This is a genomic window from Rhodococcus sp. SBT000017 (assembly GCF_003688915.1).
In the GTDB taxonomy this organism is placed as follows: Bacteria; Actinomycetota; Actinomycetes; order Mycobacteriales; family Mycobacteriaceae; genus Rhodococcoides.
Genome location: NZ_REFU01000001.1, coordinates 4,194,194 through 4,208,392 on the forward strand (window position 1 = coordinate 4,194,194; position 14,199 = coordinate 4,208,392).

Annotated in this window: 12 protein-coding genes and 1 pseudogene; 8 read left to right on the forward strand and 5 right to left on the reverse strand. The window is 64.1% G+C overall.

Annotated features, from left to right (window positions below; genetic code table 11):
* Positions 1–18: 18 nt before the first annotated feature.
* From AYK61_RS19800 to AYK61_RS19825, 6 genes and pseudogenes are all read left to right on the forward strand, one after another.
* Positions 19–702: a TetR/AcrR family transcriptional regulator gene (locus tag AYK61_RS19800; RefSeq protein ID WP_121872072.1), complete on the forward strand. Its 684-nt coding sequence runs from the start codon at positions 19–21 to the stop codon at positions 700–702.
* Positions 703–712: 10 nt separating this feature from the next.
* Complete coding sequence (locus tag AYK61_RS19805; RefSeq protein ID WP_121872073.1) at positions 713–1,612, forward strand: alpha/beta fold hydrolase; 900 nt, start codon at positions 713–715, stop codon at positions 1,610–1,612.
* A gap of 87 nt (positions 1,613–1,699) precedes the next feature.
* Positions 1,700–2,257 carry a dihydrofolate reductase family protein gene (locus AYK61_RS19810; protein ID WP_121872074.1) on the forward strand — a complete coding sequence of 186 codons (558 nt, stop codon included), beginning with the start codon at positions 1,700–1,702 and terminating at the stop codon, positions 2,255–2,257.
* A 175-nt stretch (positions 2,258–2,432) separates the two neighbouring features.
* A complete protein-coding gene (locus AYK61_RS19815) occupies positions 2,433–4,139 on the forward strand; it encodes a diguanylate cyclase domain-containing protein (protein WP_121872075.1) in 1,707 nt (568 codons plus the stop codon).
* A gap of 28 nt (positions 4,140–4,167) precedes the next feature.
* Positions 4,168–5,394: pseudogene (locus AYK61_RS19820) on the forward strand (AGE family epimerase/isomerase).
* A gap of 105 nt (positions 5,395–5,499) precedes the next feature.
* The gene (locus AYK61_RS19825) at positions 5,500–6,393 is read left to right on the forward strand and encodes a LysR family transcriptional regulator (RefSeq protein ID WP_121872076.1); all 894 of its coding nucleotides are present in this window, start codon (positions 5,500–5,502) and stop codon (positions 6,391–6,393) included.
* Here AYK61_RS19825 and AYK61_RS19830 read toward each other — a convergent pair whose 3' ends face one another.
* From AYK61_RS19830 to AYK61_RS19850, 5 genes are read right to left on the reverse strand one after another with little or no spacing between them, the layout of a single operon-like run.
* Complete coding sequence (locus AYK61_RS19830; protein ID WP_121872077.1) at positions 6,394–7,203, reverse strand: carbohydrate ABC transporter permease; 810 nt, start codon at positions 7,201–7,203, stop codon at positions 6,394–6,396.
* Complete coding sequence (locus tag AYK61_RS19835) at positions 7,193–8,116, reverse strand: carbohydrate ABC transporter permease (RefSeq protein ID WP_259468206.1); 924 nt, start codon at positions 8,114–8,116, stop codon at positions 7,193–7,195. Before AYK61_RS19835 ends, AYK61_RS19830 begins: the two co-directional genes overlap by 11 nt.
* A gap of 35 nt (positions 8,117–8,151) precedes the next feature.
* Complete coding sequence (locus AYK61_RS19840) at positions 8,152–9,027, reverse strand: metallophosphoesterase (protein ID WP_121872078.1); 876 nt, start codon at positions 9,025–9,027, stop codon at positions 8,152–8,154.
* Positions 9,024–10,388 (reverse strand): ABC transporter substrate-binding protein, encoded by a 1,365-nt coding sequence (locus AYK61_RS19845; RefSeq protein ID WP_121872933.1) that lies wholly within the window; start codon positions 10,386–10,388, stop codon positions 9,024–9,026. The genes AYK61_RS19840 and AYK61_RS19845 overlap by 4 nt, the downstream gene beginning before the upstream one ends.
* A 47-nt stretch (positions 10,389–10,435) precedes the next feature.
* Positions 10,436–11,557: an ABC transporter ATP-binding protein gene (locus AYK61_RS19850; protein ID WP_121872079.1), complete on the reverse strand. Its 1,122-nt coding sequence runs from the start codon at positions 11,555–11,557 to the stop codon at positions 10,436–10,438.
* A gap of 199 nt (positions 11,558–11,756) precedes the next feature.
* Here AYK61_RS19850 and AYK61_RS19855 point away from each other — a divergent pair, with 199 nt between their 5' ends.
* Positions 11,757–13,079 carry a hypothetical protein gene (locus tag AYK61_RS19855; RefSeq protein ID WP_121872934.1) on the forward strand — a complete coding sequence of 441 codons (1,323 nt, stop codon included), beginning with the start codon at positions 11,757–11,759 and terminating at the stop codon, positions 13,077–13,079.
* Positions 13,076–14,173, forward strand: coding sequence for a PQQ-binding-like beta-propeller repeat protein (locus AYK61_RS19860; RefSeq protein ID WP_121872935.1), 1,098 nt, complete (start codon positions 13,076–13,078; stop codon positions 14,171–14,173). The genes AYK61_RS19855 and AYK61_RS19860 overlap by 4 nt, the downstream gene beginning before the upstream one ends.
* The last annotated feature ends 26 nt before the right edge of the window (positions 14,174–14,199 follow it).

Sequence of the window (14,199 nt, forward strand, 5' to 3'; positions counted from 1 at the left end):
GCTGATACGATACGAACCGTGTCGTATCGTAAGGCTGTCGTCGTCCCAGAAGCTCGCGCCGGGCGTCCACGGGATGATCAGCGTGAGTCCGAGATCCTCGCGGTCGTCAACGCCGTACTGGGTGAGGTGGGATACGACGGCGTCACCTTCGAGGGTGTGGCGCGTCGTGCGGGAGCGTCCAAATCGACGCTGTACCGACGCTGGAAAACCAAGCGGGAGATGGTCATTGCGGCCGTCAAGGCTGGACCCGCCTCTCACGTAGGTTCTGATGACGTCGATACCGGCACTCTGCGCGGAGACTTGCTTGTTCTCTGCAAGCGCCTGGCACAGACCATGGCGGCCGCCGACGGGTCGATGCCTCTACTGCTGTTGCAAGCAGGACTGGAAGATCCCGAACTGTGCGATGAGATGGAGAGGTCCGTGGGCACGACCGGTGCCCGTCTTCCCGCTGCGGTCATCGCGGCCGCCGTCGAGCGTGGCGAACTCCTCGAAGGAACCGATCCGTTCCCCTTCGATGAGGTCGTCGGTTCCGTCATTCTGCTTCGTCGGCTCAATGGTTTGGACATCGGCGACCGCTACCTCGAAGCACTCATCGATTCGGTGATCCTTCCGGCCCTGCGCTCAACTGCCCTCGACACCGACGAACTACCGCCGGGGATATTCTCCGGCCACCCTGCCCGTGCGTCGGACCCCCAGAACTGAAGGAGCCACAATGAATTCGCTGACCATGGACGGATTCCGGTATCGAATGGTCCCCGTGGACGAGAACGTCGAACTGAACGTGGCGGTTGCCGGGACCGGGCCGGCTCTGGTTCTGCTGCACGGCTTTCCGCAGACCCACTACATGTGGCGAGACGTGGCGAGTGAGCTCGTGTCGCGGCACACCGTCATCGTGCCGGATCTCCGCGGGTACGGTGCGAGTGCGAAGCCGGCAGAACGTGATTCGGACACGTACTCGAAGCGGACGATGGCGCGGGACATCGTGCGGGTTGCGGGGTCGCTCGGATTCGATCGTTTCGGGCTGGTGGGACACGATCGCGGGGCGCTCGTCGGAGTCCGCGCAGGACTCGATCATCCATCTGCTGTGCGGTACCTCGGCATCCTCGATGTGCTTCCCACCGCAGACAGCTGGGAAGTGTTGCGCGGGGTCGATGCGAGGGTGGCCTGGCACATGTATCTCATGGCTCAGCCCTCGGGATTGCCGGAAAAGATGATCAGGGCTGTCGCTCCCGAGTTCTTCGGCTCGTTCCTCGACGCGTGGGATCCCGATGGTTCGACCTTTCCGCCTGCTGTTCGGCAGCACTACATCGACAGCTCGGTCGACGCAGTGGATTCCGTCGTCGCCGACTACAGGGCCACTGCGGGAGTCGATCTCGCGATGGATCTGCAGGACCGAGCCGATGGAGCGCGACTGACCATGCCGGTGGGAGTGATCTCGCAGGACTGGGGTTCGCAACTGGGCTTCGACGCGGCGTCGCTGTGGGGTGCCTGGGCGTCGGATCTGACCTACGAACCCATCGACGCGGGACATTTCATGGCCGAGGAGAAGCCGAAGGAGATCGCACAGTTCATCACTGCGCTATCGGAGCGTGTAGAAGCAGAGCCTCGGTAGTCGGCATCGATCGAATGCGTCGTGGCCGGTGAATAGTCGGGCTCGACGAGGTCAGTACCCACGATCCCATCCGACTTCAGGAGTGACATGGCAATTCTGACGTACAACATGCACGTTTCTCTCGACGGCTTCATCGAGGATTCCGCGGGCAGTCTCGACTTCTCCATGCCGGACGACGAGACACACAGCTTCTCCAACCGGCAGACGGAGGCCACTGCTGCTTTTCTCTTCGGACGTCGACTGTACGAGGCCATGGAGGACTACTGGACAGCTCCGGAACGAGCAGAGGGCGACGACGTCGAGGTGGAGTTTGCGCGACTGTACGTGGACACCCCGCGGATCGTCTTCTCCGACACTCTCGACTCGGTGGCCGACGGGTGCCGGTTGGTGCGCAGTGCCGATGCCGTCGCCGAGGTCCAGCGTCTGAAACGGGAGACCGAAGGGACGTTGGCGGTGGGCGGTGCCGCATTGGCAGAGTCGCTGGTCGACGAGATCGATCAGTTCGAGGTCATCCTCCTGCCGACCATCCTGGGCGGCGGCAAACCGTTTTTTCCGGCCGGTCATCACCTCGATCTGTCACTCGCGGAGCAGAAGGTGTTCGCCGCGACGGGGTGGCTGTATTTGCGCTACAGCGTGTCTCGCTGACATCTCGCGGGTACGGGGCCGGGTTGAGATAACCTCGCTGCACGACACCGGCGGGCGGGCTCGTCCGCGTTCTCGGTCCGGCCCACACCCCAGCAGTTCCAGACCCGCGGAGGTCATCGATGCTGCACTTCCCTTTCGACGCGGACCGGGACGCAACCGACAGTGAGTCCGTCGCATGAGCGGTTGGCTCTGGGTCGTGATCTTCAACGCGATCACTGCGTCGGCGTACCTCGGGATCGTACTGTTCATCGTTCGCGGGCTGAGTCGCACAGCCCAGCTTCGGAAGAACCGATTGGCGCTCGCAACCGCCGCCATCTTCACCACCTGCGCGGCTCACCACGTGCTGCATGCGGTTCACCTGCTCGCAGGGGCCGGGCACGGCGAACACGCCGGCGGCGGAACGATCGCGATCATGCGGGAATCCATGGGCGGCGGTCTCGATATCGCGGTGACCTTGTCGACAGCGTTGGCAGGTGTCGTGTATCTCGGAATGCGCCGCTCCTACGGGCCACTGCTTCGTTCGCCGGCGATGTTCGACGACGCCGGTGAGGCTCGGTACCGTCAGCTCGCGGTGAACCTGCCCCATACGACCGTGTTCATCGTCGACCGCGATCTTCGATTCGTCCTGGTCGAGGGTGCCGATCTGGTCGCCGAGGGCTACGACCCGCTCCGGATGGAAGGGAAGTTGCTCGAGGACACGGTGCCACCGGCGGTCTTCGCGCACGTCGAGCCGTACTACCGGGCAGCTGTCGAGGGGAAGGAATCCTCCTTCGATTCCGTCAGCGCCGGAACCGGAAGAATCTTCCAGGTACGAGCCCGGCCGCTGCGCGACGAGGCCGACGCCATCGTCGGTGCCATGGTGCTGTCGGAGGACGTGACGGCAGAGCGTGAGGCGCGGGCGGAGCTGGATCGGGCGCGAGCATTTCGCGACGCCGTGTTGACCGCTTCGCCGGATGTCGCGACGGTCGTCGACGTCGACACGGGGAACCTGACGTGGGCGTCGCGCAGCCTTCGCTCGTTGATCGGTATCCCGACCACCGACGATGCGGAGGGGCGTCGCGACAGTAATTCGACGGTGGACGGTGCCGAGGATTCTTCTGACATCGCGGTGCTACCGGAAGACCTCGACATCGTCGCGGCGGCCGACCGGGACGCTGCATCGTTGGCCGATGGGGAAAGTCTCACGATCCAGTACCGAGTGCGCGGCCCCGGCGGGGAGACGAGGTGGCTGTCGCGACGAACCACGCCCTTTCGCCGGACACCGTCGGGAGAAGTGCTGCAGGTGCTTTCGGTCCTCCGTGAGGTGACCGACGTCGTCGAGGCCGAGCGCGCTCTCGAACGAGCGGCGCTGCAGGATCCGTTGACGGGACTACCCAACCGCATGCTGCTGTTGGACCGGATCGGCTCCGCGATCGACCGTGGCGCGCGTACCGGTACCGCCGCGGTGGTGATGTTCTGCGACCTGGACGGTTTCAAGGACGTGAACGACAGCGGCGGGCATGCGGCGGGTGACGCGGTGCTGGTCGAGGTGGCTCGGCGTCTGCGCGCGATACTGCGAACCGACGACTTCATCGCCCGAGTGGGCGGTGACGAATTCGTCCTCGTCCTCGATGCCCAGATGGACGACCCGGCCTCGGACGCGGACGGACTCGCCGGCAGCGTGGCCGCGCGGATCAAGGCCGCGCTGTCCTCGGTGATCGAGTTCGAGGGACAGCAGTACGAGGTGTCGGCGAGCATCGGAATGGTTCTGGCTCGCAGAGGTGCCACGGCTCAGGATGTGCTTCGGGACGCAGATTCCGCGATGTACCGGGCCAAGCAGACGGGCAAGGATCGAGTGGAACTGTTCGACGAATCGCAGGAAACTGTGGCTTCCGTCGAATAGGCGATCGCGGGCACCGCACAATGAACGCATGACTCCAGGAGTTCCCGGCAGCTGGTGGACGCTTCCCTCGCATCGACTGTGGCTCGACGCCGAATCGACTCGCCTTCTCGGTTTCGGAAGCACGCTCGACCACCCAGCCGGTGGAGCTGTGTGGCTGGACGAACGCGGGCACCCCGATCTCGATCATCCGGCGCACACGTACATCACCGCGCGGATGGCGCATGTGCATTTTCTCGCGTCGTTGCTGGGTCGTCCGGGGTCCCGACGGCAGGCCGATCGGGTGTTCGACGGATTGCTGACGACGTTGCGGGACAACAAGAACGGCGGCTGATTCGAGTCCATTGCCGACGCGTCCTCGCCCGGTGCAGTGAAATCGGCCTACACGCATGCCTTCGTGGTGCTCGCCGCGTCGGCTGCCACCGCTGTGGGGCACCCACGCGGCCCAGCTCTTCTCGACGAGGTACTCGACATCGTCGACTCTCGATTCTGGGACGAACGATACGGAATGTGTTCGGACACCTGGACTGTCGACTGGACCGAGCTCGATCCGTATCGTGGCATCAACGCCAACATGCACATGGTCGAGGCGCTGCTGGCGGCCGCCGACACCGGTGCCCCCGAGATCTGGCGCGAACGCGCACTACGTATCTGCGACAACGTATGTCGATGGTCGGCGGCCAACGAATGGCGCATCCCGGAGCACTTCACGGCCGAGTGGATCCCGCAACTCGAACACAATCGCGACGACGTAGCGAATCAGTTCAAGCCGTACGGGGCCACCGTCGGCCACGGCTTCGAATGGGCACGACTCCTCGTGCAGGCAAGTCTCGTCGCGGGCGGGAGGGACTACGTCGACGCGGCCAAGTCCCTCTACGACCGCGCTGCCGTCGATGGCTGGCAGCCCGGACCGACGCCAGGGTTCGTCTACACCACGGACTGGACAGGGCAGCCGGTTGTCACCGGACGTCTGCACTGGGTGCTGTGCGAGGCGATCGGAGCGGCGGCGACGCTCGCGCGCTGCACCGGAGAAGACCGGTACGGCAACGACTATCGAACGTGGTGGGACGTCGCGGCCGACTACTTCATCGACCGTGTCGACGGCTCCTGGCATCACGAACTCGATTCCGACAACGTACCGGCGGCGACGGTGTGGAGCGGTAAACCCGATCTCTACCACGCCGTCCAAGCGACGTGGATCAGCCGATATGCACCGAACTCGAGCATGCTGGCGGCGCTGCAGGCCGATTCGGACTGAGGGCACACCTCACCCGAAGAATGCATCACCTGGAAATCTGGTGTTCAGGTGTCGTTGTGTGCGGTCTATACCCTGGCGTGACCAACCCACCTCGAAGGGCAGATCATGGAGCTCAGGCATCTGACGGCGTTCATTGCCCTCTCCGAGGAACTGCATTTCGGACGCGCTGCCGCCCGCCTGCATCTCACCCAACCGTCGCTCAGCGCGCAACTGCAGAAGCTCGAGAAGTCGCTGGGGGTGACGTTGGTCGCCAGGACTTCCCACGAGGTGAGGTTGACGCGTGCGGGGCGGGAATTCGAGAGTCAGGCACGCCTCATCGTTCGGCAGATGGAGACGGCGGCGAAGGTCACCAGGGCGATCGCGACCGGCGAAGAACGCTCGCTGAACATCGGATACAACCTGCCTGCGAGTCGGCACGTGCTACCCGACGCCTTGTCTCGGATGAGCCGTGATCACTCCGACGTCGTGGTCTCGTTGTGGGAGAAACGAACCGGACCTCAGCTGGCGGCACTGAACGACGGCACCCTCGACGTCGCGTTCGTGTACGGCCGACCCGGCTCACCGGAGCTTCGCCACCGCCGAGTGCTGCAGGGGGTGCCGCTCGTGGCCGTGGTCGGTCGAGCGCACAGCTGGGCGGATCGGTCCGGAGTTCCGTTCGCGGAGTTGGCAAGTCAATCCTGCGTATTGTTCGAGAGGGAACAGTGCCCGGCGATGTACGACTCCATTTTCGCGGCTGCCGCCGACAACCGTATCGGACTCCACGTGGCCCAGACTGCCGATGACCCAGGTGCGACGGCTCACGTGGTGTCGGTGAAGCCATTGGTCGGCTTCGCCTCGTGGTCGCGGGCGACCTCGGCGGGGATGGGAGCCGTTGGATCGAACACCGTGGCCGTCAAGCTGTTCGACCCCGTTCCGACAATCGATCTGTATCTCGTCTGGCGAGGCAACGAGTCGAACCCCGCAGTCGACGCCTTCGTGCGCTGCATCGAACCGGCATGATCATTTCAGGCCCGACCTGACGAACGCGTCGACGATGTGCCGCTGCAGCACGACATAGAGCAGAAACACCGGTAGGCACGCCATTCCCGCGACGGCCATCATCGGTCCCCAGTCGGTGCCTTCGGTACCCATGAAGCTACGCAGACCCAACTGCAGGACTGCGTTGCTCCGCTGCAATACCACTGCAGGCCAGAAGTATTCGTTCCAGGAGTTGATGAACAGCAGGATCGACAGAGCTGCGAGTGCAGGCCTGAGGTTGGGTACCACCACCGTCCAGAGGATCGACCACGACGAACGCCCGTCCATCCGGGCTGCAGAGATCAGCTCCTTCGGGAAGCTCGCCATGTGTTGCCGAAGCAGCAACACCGCCAACGCGGAACAGAGCGTGGGTACGACGACGCCGGCCAGGGTGTTGATCAGTCCCAGCTGGTACAGCAGAACGTAGTTCGGCAACATCGTCACCTGGAACGGCACAAGCCACGTGCCGACGAACGCGAGATAGAGCACCTTCTGGAATCTGAACGTGTACATCGCGAAGGCATACGACGCCAGCAGGGCGATCAGCAACTGTGCCGTCGACGAGACCAGAGCGACAGCGAACGTGTTGCCCAACAGCCCGAGCAGGTCCACCTTGGTCGCTGCGTCGAAGTAGTTGGCCAGGGAGAGTGGCCACGGCACGGGAGAGAGGGAGTAGACGTCCTCGGGTCGACGCAACGATGTCGCGAACAACCAGTAGATCGGGAACGCGCACCCGAGTGCGGTGATGCCCAGTACCAGGTGTCCACGTAGGCGAGAGAATTCAATCATCATGGAATGCAACCTTTTCCGAGAGCCAGACGAGTCCGCCGGCCAACGCGCCGAATCCGAGGAACAGTACGATCCCCGCGGCGGCGCTCAGGCCGGCGTCGAAGGTGCGGAAGCCGTAGTCCCACAGCAGGTAGTAGATGTTCGTCGTCGATCGAGAGGGGCCACCCTGGGTCAGGGTGTCGATGAGCGGAAAGGTCCACTGCGCGCTGAGCAGCACGGTCATCAGGGCGAGGAACACCAACGTCGGCGACAGCAGCGGCAGCACGATCCAGCGGTCGATCTGCCACTTCGACGCGCCGTCCATCTCGGCTGCCTCCTGGTAGGAGGCGTCCACACCGGCCATCCCAGCCGATACCACGAGGACCGCGAAGCCCAGGAAATGCCAACCGGTGATCACGATGATGACGAACTGCGCGGTGTCGGCATCCTGGATCCAATTGCGATCGGATCCGATGATGCGATTGACGATTCCGGCACCGGGATCGAGCAGCCACTGCCAGACGGCCGCGCCTGCGACGGGCGCGATGAGAAACGGCGCGAACACGACACTCTGATAGACCACTCGCGCACGTCCGTTCACGTTGCGCGTGGCGAACGCGATGACCACCGGGAGAACGATGGAGAAGGGCAGCAGTCCGAGAATCAGAATCGCTGTACGCCAGAGAGAGTCGCCGACGGCAGGAAGCTCGAGCAACCGCCGATAGTTGTCGGCACCGACCGGCACCATCGGGGTGGTCGGCAACAAATTCCACGAATACGTCGACAGCTCCGCTGCCTGCATCAGTGGCCGATACGTCCAGACGATCAACAATGCGACGGCAGGCGTCAGATACAGGTATGGCTGCGCCGACCTGGCCACTCGCCGCCACCGGCCGGGCCGGGCTTGTTGCTCCCGATCCGGGTCGACCACGAGCAATCGCGGTGGATCCTCGACGGTGACGAACACTCTTCTCACCCGGCCCGGCGCGAGAGATCCGCCAGCTTGGCGAGTACCGACTGCTGAGACTCGTCGTAGACCGTAGCTGCGGGGCTCGCTTCGACAGCGGTTGCGGTGAAGCCGGATTCGAGTAGATCGATCCGAGTGAAACCGAACCCGGTGAGCCCGCGGTGCCGTCCCAGCGGGGGAGCAGTGTCGACCCGATACGACATTGCGGGCCCGATCCACACCGGGACTCCGTCGATGGCCCCCGCCCCGGTGTGGTGGGCATGGCCGCAGAGAACCATGCGCACATCCGAGCCCGCGATCGCGTCCGCAAGCTCGTCGGGGTTCTGCAACCTCAGATAGTCCACCGTCACCACCGGCGACGAGATCGGCGGGTGGTGCAGCACCAGAATCGTCCCGCGCAGGGATGGTGTCGCCAATCGATCTGCGAGCCAGCGCAATTGGTGCGGCTCGATCCGGCCGTCGTGCCGGCCCGGTGTGGAGCTGTCGAGGACGACGATGCGGACGCCGTCGACGACGTGCACCGCGTCCAACGTGCGATCGGAATCCGTTGCCGCACCGTCGGCTAGCAGTTCGCGAGCGAACCCGGCCCGTTCGTCGTGATTGCCCATCGCGTAAATCGCGGCAGCGCCCAACGATTCGGCAACGGGTTCGACGGCGTCGCGCAGCCGACGGTATGCAGCTGGGTCACCGTCGTCCGCCAGATCTCCGGAGAAAACCAACGCGTCGACGCGTTGACCCGAGGCCACGAGCAGCTCGAGAACGGATGTCAGATTCGCGAAGGTATCGACCCTGCCGTGTACCAGCTCGCCCTCGGCGCGCAAATGCGTGTCGGTGAGCTGCACCAACGTGAAGTGCCCGTCGATCGGTCGTTCCTCCGTCATGACGCGGGGAGAAGGGTCGTCGCCTGCTCCCGGGCGGCAGTCAATGTCGCAGCCGGGTCCGCCCCCTGATAGACGATCGATTCGACGGCGTCCATCATGCCGTCCCGGATCTGCAGATAGTCGTTGCCGGGCATCGAGATCCACGGCTCCATCGATTCCAGCTGCGTCAGGTTGGGGCCGATCAACGGGCTGGACTCGGCCCAGTCCTTCAATCCGTCGGGATCGTCGACGAGGCCGGTGCGCAAGGGCAGGTAGCCGATTCCCTTCGAGATCGCGGTGTAGGACTCCTCACTGGTCAGAAACTCGATCAGCTCCCACGACGCACGTTGCTTCGCGGGGTCGGATGCGAAGGTGAACAGCGATGCCCCGGAGTTGGTCGGCACGACGGGCTTGGAGCCGAACGATGGCATCGTGGTCGCGCGCAGGTCCCACTTGCCCTGTGCGCCTTTGATGAACGTGCCTTGAATCGCACTGGTTTCCAGGATCATCCCCATGTCGCCGCGAGCGAAGGCCTCGTACCCCTGTTGTTGGCTGAGCGTCGGGGTGGCTCCGGCGTCGACGAGGTTGCGGGCCATGGTGGTCGCTTCGACGGCGGGTTCACCGTCGAACTCGAGCGTCGACCGGTCCGGTGACAGCACCCGGCCGCCGTTGGATCGAACGAGGCTCTGGAAGCACCAGTCCTTTGCCGACTTGGTGAGGCAGTCCAGGTACACCCCGCCCTTGCCGGTCTTCGACGCGATCGCCGACGCCGCGGACGCGACCTCGTCCCAGGTGGTGGGCGGATCGGCTGGATCGAGGCCGGCTTGCTCGAACAATGTTGCGTTGTAATAGAAGACAGGAGTCGAGAAGACGAACGGCACTCCGTAGGTCTCGCCGTCCCAGTCGGCGAGGACTCGCGCGGTAGCAGCGTACGGGTGACGTGCTCCGTCGAAGTTGCGCTGCACCTCGTCCTTGCCGACGAGATCGTCGAGCGACTTCGCACCCAACTGGTTGATGGTGAAGTCGAGGTCGCTGAAGCCGAGCTGCGCCACGTCCGGAGCGGCCCCGGCGACCATCTGACTCTGGATGCTCGACACCGTGTCGGTGGCTGGATTGGGGCTGTTGCCCTGAGGCTTCTGTGCCGTGACGGTGATGTTCGGGTGTTGCTCCTCGAACTCGGCGATCAGGGCGTCGAAGGTATCCGTCCACGCACCCGCCAGTCCGTAGTTGTAGCTCTCGAAGACGATGGATACCGGTTGATCCGGCGCGAGCTCGGGAATCGGTGCCGATCCTGCGGCCGAGGTGGATGCAGTGGTACTGCCAAGTCCTCCGCATGCGGTCAACAGCAGAGCGCTCACGACGAGCGCCCCCGATCCGGTCATGGTGCGTTTCACTGTCGGTACTCCATTCGATAACAGGGGATGGTCGGTCAGGCGACGTACAGGGGTGTGCCGGTGCGCACGGGTGCGTCTTCGGGCCTCCACGTCAGGCGTCGACCGCTGTCGCGGTCGAACAGATGCACGTCCGCAGGATTTATGCGGACCGTGATCGGAGCTCCGGCGCGGGCGGTGGACGGGCGAGGTGCTCTGATGCACAACGGGTTCGAGCCCGCTCGAATATGAACCAGCTCCTCACTGCCGAGGTTTTCGACCGTGGCGACGACGGCGTCCACGTGGGCGTGTGAGTCCGCGATCTGCATCTTCTCGGGCCGAATTCCGACCACGATCGGGTGTTCGGTGTGCGAGCCGGCCTCGATTCCCAGGGGAATTTTCACTCCGGGAGCGACAGCGTGGAGTTCGCCGCGATGCTCGGCGACGGTCGCGTCGAACAGGTTCATCGGTGGGGCACCGAGGAAACCGGCGACGAACGTCGATCGTGGGGTGTCGTAGAGCTCGGCAGGGGTGCCGACCTGCTCGATCCGGCCGTTGTCCATCAGAGCGATTCGGGTCGCCATGGTCATGGCCTCGACCTGATCGTGTGTGACGTAGAGGAAGGTGGTGCCGATCCGCTCGTGTAGTTCGATCAGCTCGGTACGCGTGGCACTGCGGAGCTTGGCATCGAGATTCGACAGAGGCTCGTCCATCAGGAATGCGCCCGGGTCTCGAACCATGGCTCGCGCCAGTGCAACTCGTTGTCGTTGTCCGCCGGAGAGCTCGGCCGGTCGGCGGTCGAGCAACTCGCTCAGGTCGAGGGTCGAGGCGACCGCTGCCACCGAGTTCGCGATGACCGTTCGGGAGAACTTGCGCGATCGAAGCGGAAAGCCGATGTTCTTGGCAACGCTCAGGTGCGGATAGAGCGCATAGCTCTGGAATACCATCGCAAGATCGCGGTTGCGCGGTGGAGCGGCGGTGATGTCGTTGCCGTCGAGCAGAATTCGGCCGCCGGACGGCTGGATCAGTCCGGCCACCAGGCGCAGCAGGGTCGACTTTCCGCAGCCACTCGGTCCGAGGAGAACCAGGAACTCGCCGTCTGCGATATCGAGATCGACGTCCTCGATTGCGTGTGTGTTGCCGTACTTCTTGGACACGGACTCGAGCTGTATGCGGCCCACCGCAACCCCTCACCTGGTGCTGTCGAATCGATGGCCATATGCCAACACCCGGTGATGTATCGAAGATGAACGGAGTGAGGTCGTCACGGTCGGTGGGACCCACAGCAGCTGCGATGAGCTGGAACGATAGGTTCTCGCACTCGACCGATCGTCGACGCAAGAACGTGAGAACCTTCCGATGGGTCTGTATTGTTTCCTCGTGCCCGAAGGTAGAAGACACGACGTCATCATCGACATATCCGTGATAGTCACGGTGGTAGCCCTCGGCGTCGTCGCGGCGGGGCTGCTTCGATCGCCGGAGTCCGCTGTGGCCGAGGGTGATTCCGCTGTCGTGTCCGAGCCGATCGAATACCCGGTGGACATCCCGGGCTGCCCGGAGGTCGAGCCGCCCCCGTCCGATGAAGGTGATCTGGTCATGTCGTCGTCGATCGTGGATGGCACCCCGTCGTACGACGATCCCGCCTTTCCATGGCTCACTTCGGGCAAGGCGGGTGCAATGTCCGACGCCGTTCTCGCCGCTCTACCGGCCGATGTCACCGTCGTGTTGGCTGCTCCTTCCCAATCCGTGACCTTTCAGCCGGTCGATGACTTCGGCGATGCAGCACCGGACGGCTTCGAGCCCAGCACCAGCGCACGGGGAGAGCTGGCTAGGGCCGACTCGTCCGCCTACACGAGTATCGACGTCCGGCCCTCCGAAGCCGGTATCCCCGCGTGCGTCGCTGGCGCTCTCGATGCGCGAATCGCCGATTCCGACGGCACCGTCATCGACACCAACGACAATTGGTACGAGTACGGCGGTAAGCGAACGCACTTCCGGACGGCCACGGCCTATCACCCCGACGGGACTCAGGTGACCGCCAGTCTCACCGGCGCATCGGGCGAATTCCCGCTGGAGACATCCGAACTGGCCACCGTCGCGGCGCTGCCGGATCTGCGACTCACGGTTCCGGCTCCGGCTGGTGCCTCTGCGCCACGACAGGATTGCTACGTCTCTTCGGGCGAGACCGGAACTGTGGCCGACATTCGGCCCGGGTCCGTCGAGGCGGCCGACGACGCGTTGACGACCACGTGGGAGTCGCTGCCCGACGCACCGCCGTTGAACCGACCGATCGGGTCTCTTGTTCCCGGTTCGTACGGTTCCGGGGTGTGCACCGATCTCGAGGTCGTCGGCACCGATATTGCACTGTCGATTTCCGTGTCCGGGGGATCGGCACTTCCGGTGGCGTTGGACCCTTACGATCCCGAGTCCGCATACGGACCTGTCATCGAGTTCCGAACGCTGCCCGACGGTTCGGTGGTCGAGAGCTACGACGTCGATATCGCGAACAGTCTCGTGTCCGAGGACGGAACCACTGAGCTCACTCGGTCGGTCACCGTGACCCGCCCGTCCGGCGTGCAGGTGTCGGTGCGGTCGTCGGTGGCTCTCGACTGGACCCAGTCCGCACCGCTGGTGTTACCGGACCCACTGCCCTTCGACGTCCTCGACGCCGTGGCACAGGCCCCGATTGTGCAGTGGCCATGATCAATTCGAGATGGAGCCCGAACATCAGAGCTGGAGTTGCGGTGGCTGTCGCCGCCGTATCCGTCGTCGCTGCAGTCGTCGTGGTGTCGAAGCAGGACGTGTCCGTCGAACAGCCGTCGGACAGCCAGGCGATGACACCAACTTTCTCGGAGGAGACGATCACCACGCAGGTGCCGTCCGGGCCCGTCCTCGACCCGAGCTGGCAGATCGACGCAGAAACGGTGTACGGACGTCGGTTCGCCGAATTTCGTTCTCCTGCAGCAGACCTCTTGTTCGACTCGGGTATCACCGGCGCGGTCGATGCCGGTGATGTTCTCGTCACTGCCATCGGCCTACCGAATCCGCGTTCGTACTCGGTGGATGCGATCGAGTTCGTGGCCGTCGATGCCGAGGACGGCGATGTCCGCTGGAAGAAGTCTCCCGGCAGTGTCGATCAGTGCGCGAGCGAGCCGGTTCGCGACGACATCGTCTGTCTGGATTCGTATTCCGACGCCCCGTCGATCGTGAGGATCGGCGTGGACGACGGGGAGGCGCAAAGAACGCCGTTTCCCGAAGCCTGGTTCCCGTACGCGATCGAGAGCGACGGGAAGTCCGTTTTCCTGCTCGAGGGCAACCCGGAGGACGGCGAATCTGTACTGTACGGCGGTTCTGTGGATGCTCTCGACGACATGTGGTCGCGTCCGATCACCTCCTCCGCGGGGTGGGAAGGCGTCGGCAGCGAGCTGATTCATGTGTCCGACGGGCGCGGTCTCGTCACCCTCGGTGGCGAGGCGACATTCTTCGATCCCCGCACCGGCACCGCGATCGAGGGGCTCGAATTGACCTCCGATTCAACCGTCGTCGACGAGAGCGGTTCGGACGTGTGGACGCTGCGCGATCCGTACGCGTCCGAAACTTTCGTCGGAAACACCGTCTACTCGTTCGATGAGAACGCACTCGTGGCCACCGCGAATTCGCGTGACGTGCGATGGCGGTGGCCACTTCCCGAAAGGTCCGACGGTTTCACGGAGTCGGGTTCGATCGTCGAGACCGCGTCGGGGGTGCTCTTCCTCGGAACCGATTCGATGGTTCGTCTCGAATCGGTTCCATCATGACTGATTGATCGACCGAAACGGCATCA

Bases quoted from the DNA above. Each gene is read 5' to 3' on its own strand.
- AYK61_RS19805 (WP_121872073.1), top strand. From the start codon at position 713: ATGAATTCGCTGACCATGGACGGATTCCGGTATCGAATGGTCCCCGTG.
- AYK61_RS19810 (WP_121872074.1), top strand. From the start codon at position 1,700: ATGGCAATTCTGACGTACAACATGCACGTTTCTCTCGACGGCTTCATC.
- AYK61_RS19815 (WP_121872075.1), top strand. From the start codon at position 2,433: ATGAGCGGTTGGCTCTGGGTCGTGATCTTCAACGCGATCACTGCGTCG.
- AYK61_RS19825 (WP_121872076.1), top strand. From the start codon at position 5,500: ATGGAGCTCAGGCATCTGACGGCGTTCATTGCCCTCTCCGAGGAACTG.
- AYK61_RS19830 (WP_121872077.1), bottom strand. From the start codon at position 7,203: ATGATGATTGAATTCTCTCGCCTACGTGGACACCTGGTACTGGGCATC.
- AYK61_RS19840 (WP_121872078.1), bottom strand. From the start codon at position 9,027: ATGACGGAGGAACGACCGATCGACGGGCACTTCACGTTGGTGCAGCTC.
- AYK61_RS19845 (WP_121872933.1), bottom strand. From the start codon at position 10,388: ATGACCGGATCGGGGGCGCTCGTCGTGAGCGCTCTGCTGTTGACCGCA.
- AYK61_RS19860 (WP_121872935.1), top strand. From the start codon at position 13,076: ATGATCAATTCGAGATGGAGCCCGAACATCAGAGCTGGAGTTGCGGTG.